The 4,440-nt window shown below is 69.5% G+C and carries 2 protein-coding genes and 1 pseudogene; 2 read left to right on the top strand and 1 reads right to left on the bottom strand.

Going from position 1 to position 4,440, the window contains the following annotated elements; translation table 11 throughout:
- Window positions 1-46 precede the first annotated feature (46 nt).
- A complete protein-coding gene (locus V7787_RS52250) occupies window positions 47-3,013 on the bottom strand; it encodes a bifunctional diguanylate cyclase/phosphodiesterase (protein WP_336095367.1) in 2,967 nt (988 codons plus the stop codon).
- Between the two features lie 217 nt (window positions 3,014-3,230).
- On the opposite strand from V7787_RS52250, the gene V7787_RS52245 reads away from it, so the two are divergent.
- Window positions 3,231-3,785 carry an RNA polymerase sigma factor gene (locus V7787_RS52245; RefSeq protein ID WP_336095366.1) on the top strand — a complete coding sequence of 185 codons (555 nt, stop codon included), beginning with the start codon at window positions 3,231-3,233 and terminating at the stop codon, window positions 3,783-3,785.
- Window positions 3,782-4,440, top strand: a pseudogene (locus tag V7787_RS52240) (hypothetical protein); the annotation flags it as partial. The gene V7787_RS52245 and the pseudogene V7787_RS52240, both read left to right, overlap by 4 nt.

Raw genomic sequence — 4,440 nt, 5'->3', positions numbered from 1 at the left:
GATGTACGGGATCGCCGCGCAGCACCGATCACTAAAAAACCAGCGCTCAAGCGTCGCCGGTTCCGGTTTGTCCGATGAAGTCAGGCTCATCGGCTCCGGTATCGGCGACGCCCTTTTGCGGCACCGTCGAATCGGCGACCGCGATGCGCGCGCCCTCGGCGACCCGTTCGGCCGGATGCCCGAACAGATACCCCTGCCCGTAGGTGCAGCCCAGTTCGGCCAGGATCGCGCGCTGCGCCTGCGTCTCCACGCCTTCGCCGATGGTGTGGATGCCCAAGGTCCCGGCCAGGGCCTGGATCGCGCGCACCACCGCGATGCTCTCCGGACGCGACTCGCCGACCAAGCCTGCGACGAAACTCTGATCGATCTTCAGACACTCGATCGGGAACCGGTGCAAATACGACAACGCCGAGAACCCGGTGCCGAAGTCGTCCAACTGCGCCAACACCCCGTGATTGCGCAGCGTGCGCAGCATCCGCAACGCCCGCGGCACGTCGTCGAGCAGCGCGACCTCAGTGATTTCGATGCGCAAGCGGCGCGGGTCGGCGCCGGCTTCGTCGATCATGCGCAGCAGGCGGTCGGCGAAATCGCCGGAACGGAAATGCCGCGGCGAAACGTTGACCGAGATGTAACCCTGGCCGCCGCGCGCCAATTCGGCGATCGCGCGACCGTACAGAATCCAGTCGGCTTCCTCGATCAGGCCGCTGTCTTCGCCCAGGCCGATGAACTCGCGCGGCAGCAGCAGGCCGCGCTTCTCGTGGCGCCAGCGCAGCAGCGCTTCGTGGCCGATCAGCGATTGATCGTCCAGCCGCACGATCGGCTGGTAGTAAGCGATGAACGCATCGCCGTTGATCGCCCGGCGCAGGTCCGCTTCCAGATCCAGGATGCGCATCGCCTGCTCGCGCATTTCCTCATCGAACACCGCCAGCCGGCCGCGCCCGGCGCCCTTGGCCCGGTACATCGCCGCGTCGGCGTCGCGCAGCAGCTCGGTGCCGTTGCGGTAGCGCGGGTGCCACAGGGCGATGCCGATGCTGGCCGAGGGAAACACCTCGCGGCCGGCGACCCAGCACGGCTCGCCGAGCGCGCGCAGCACCCGCTGGGCCAGATCCTCGGCGACCGTCAGACCGTCGATGCTCTCGATCAGGATCGCGAATTCGTCGCCGCCCAACCGCGCCACCGTGTCGTTGCTGCGCACGGTGCCGACGATCCGGCGGCTGCTTTCGATCAGCAATTCGTCGCCGGCCGAATGGCCGACGCTGTCGTTGACCAGCTTGAACCGGTCCAGGTCGAGGAACAGCACGGCGAAGGCGCGGTTCTCGCGCTTGGCCCGGGCGATGGCCTGGTCGAGCCGTTCCAGCAATTGCCCGCGGTTGGGCAAGCCGGTCAGCGCGTCGTGCAAGGCCTGGTGGGTGAGTTTGAGTTCGGCGCGCACGCGCTCGCCGATCTGCGCGACCAACTCGGCGTTGGTGTGGGCCAGTTCGCGGGTGCGGGTGGCCACACGCTGCTCGAGCTCGCCGTGGGCGGTGACCAGCCGGTCCTGCGCCTGCTTGCGCGCCAGGCCGATGCTGATGTGGTGGGCGACGAAAGTCAGCAATTCCTGATCGCGCGCGTTGAAGCTGATCGCGCGCGAGTAGCTCTGGATCGCGATCACCCCGACCACCGCGTCGTTGCGGTACAGCGGCACGCCCAGCCAGCAATGCGCGGCCGAACCGTGGCTGCGCACTTCGCCGCGGCTGTTGAGCTCGGCGATGCGATGGCGGTCGGCCAGCAGCGGCTTGCCCTGGCGGATCACATACTCGGTCAGGCCGTCGGCGAGCCGGCGGGTTTCGCGGATCACGTCGCGTTCGTCGATCGAATACGGGAACTGCAGGCGCTCGCCGTCCTCGGACAGCAGCGCGATATAGAAATTGCGCGCGTACAGCAACTCGCTGACCACGTCGTGGACCTGGGAGTAGAAGCGCTCCAGGGTGTCGGAGGTGATGGTCAGCTCGGCGATGCGGAACAGCGCGCGCTGCAGGCGCTCGGAGCGCTGGCGTTCGATGATCTCGGCCTGCAGGTCGCGGTTGCTCAGTTGCAGCGCGTAGGTGCGCTCGGCCACGCGGCGTTCCAGTTCCTCGCGGGCGCGGTAGCGGTCCAGCGCGGTCAGGATGTGCTGGGCCACGAACGACAGCAGCGCGCGGTCCTCATCGCCGTAGCTGCCGGCGTTGTCGTAGTTCTGCACCACGATCGCGCCGCACACGCGCTCGTCGCGGCGCATCGGCACGCCGAGCCAGTCGGCGCTGTCGGGGCCGTGGCGCTCGTCGTGGGGAACGCCCAGTTGCTGGCGCAGATCGGCCGAACTGCCCTGCAACGCCTCGCCGTGGCGCAGCAGCGCCAGGGTCAGGCTGGTCGGCATGTCCTCGCCGCGGATCGATTGCAGGGGATTGGCCACATACGGATCGTGACGGTCGGCGAAATACAGGAACCGCATCGTGTCGGCGACATCGTCGTAGAGCACGATGTAGAAGTTTTCCGCGTACATCAGCCCGCACACCACGCCGTGGATGCGGCTGAGCAGGTCGGTCATCTCCAGGCCCGAGCCGGCCAGGTCGGCGATCCCGTACAGCGCTTGTTGCAGGCGCTCGGATTTCTCCAGCGCCTCGGCGCGGGCGTGGGCGCGGCCGGCGGCCAGATCGGCGGCGACGATCCGCCGCGCCATCGCCAGCCACGCCGCGCGCAGCGGCGCGGTCAGCGCCTGCGGCATTTGCGCGACGATGCTGGCGCGGCTGCGGTCTTCCAGCCACCAGGCCGCCTCGATGCGGTCGGCGTAGCGGTCGTCGGAGGCGCCGATGGCGGGCGGATCGCGCTCGAGCAGGCGCCGCGCGGCATCGCGCGGCCCGACTTCGGCGCCTTGGGTGAACGATTCCCACACCCGCCCCTGGCTGGCGCGCCAGCACACCACGACCTGCGAGCCCACCGGCAGGGCTTCCTGCAGGGCGCAGGCCAGGGCCTCGCCCGCGGACGTTTCGCTCACCGCTGCCGCTTGCATCGCCTCGTTACGCACCGGATCGCCGCCTCTTACGCAGGGCGCAGGATAACGCGAGCTTTACATGTTCGGCAGACCGCAACCCCGCTGACGGTCCCGAACCGTTATTCCGAACATGTTACTGGCCCTGCCCTCATCGCTATACGACGCCCCATCGGCATGCAAGCGCTTCCCGTCGGCGCCTTCTGGCCGTACCCTGCCGCGAATGAATTCCGGTGCCGACGCGAGCGACGACGTGCTGATGCTGGCCTGGACGGCCGGCGACGCGGCTGCGTTCGAGGTTCTGTACGCGCGCCATCGCGGGCCGTTGTACCGCTTTTTGCTGCGCCAGATCCGCGATTCGGCGCTGGCCGACGAATTCTTCCAGGACGTTTGGCAGCGCGTGATCGGCGCGCGCCACGGCTGGAAACCCGACGCGCAGTTCAGCACCTGGCTGTTCCGGATCGCGCACAACCGCCTGAACGATCACTGGCGCGGGCTCAAGCACCGCCCGCCGGCGCCCGAAGACGGCGATGAGCGCGCCGCGCGCGTGCCCGACCCGAGCACGCCCGAGCGCGAGCTGTCGGAATTCGAACAACGCCGCCGCCTGCAGCGCGCGATCGAAGAATTGCCCGAGGAGCAGCGCGAGGTGGTGCTGCTGCGCCTGGAACAGGAGCTGAGCTTGGAGGAGATCGGCGCCATTACGGGGGCGGGCCGGGAAACGGTGAAGTCCAGGCTTCGATACGCGATGGACAAACTTCGCGCGAGGTTGAACGAATGAACCGCCGTCCCGACGCTCCTGATCCGTTGTCGCCGCAAGAGCGCGATCTGGCCGAACGCTTGCTGCGGCTGGGTCCGCACGATGGCCCGTCGCCGGCGCTCGACGCCAAGATCCTCGCCGCCGCGCACGCCGCGGTGGCGCAAACCCCGCGCGCGCGGGAAAAGAAAACCCGCTGGCCGGCGTGGATCGGCGTGGCCGCCTCGTTGTCGCTGGCGGTCGGTATCGCCTGGCAGTTGCGGCCGATGGACAAGGCGCCCGAGGCGATGAGCGAGGAGGCCGCGGTCGCGGCGATATCCGCGCCGCCCGATGCCGCCGCCGATGCCGCCGCTGCTGCCAACAGCGCACAAGATTCGATGATGGCCGAACAGGCCGCCCCGGCCGGCGCTGCAGCCGCGGACGCCCCAGCCAGTGCTGCGGCCGCGGACGCCGCAGCCAGCGCGGAAGGCGCGGCGGCCACCGCGGCGCCGCCCCCGCCTCCGCCGCCGGCCGAACCCATCGTCGCCAAGCGCGAAAACGAACGCCACCGCGCCCCGGCGGAACTGTCGGCGCGCGCGCAGACTTACGAAGTGGCCCCGGCCCCCGCTGATTCGCCCAGCGTCGAGCACCTGGAACCGCAGGCCATCTCCGCGCCGGCGATGACGCCCGCGCCCCCCGC

This window comes from Pseudomonas sp. CGJS7, assembly GCF_036961695.1.
Note: the sequence above shows the minus strand (reverse complement) of the source record. Positions and strands in the feature narration are given on the sequence as shown.

Bases quoted from the DNA above. Each gene is read 5' to 3' on its own strand.
- V7787_RS52245 (WP_336095366.1), top strand. From the start codon at position 3,231: ATGAATTCCGGTGCCGACGCGAGCGACGACGTGCTGATGCTGGCCTGG.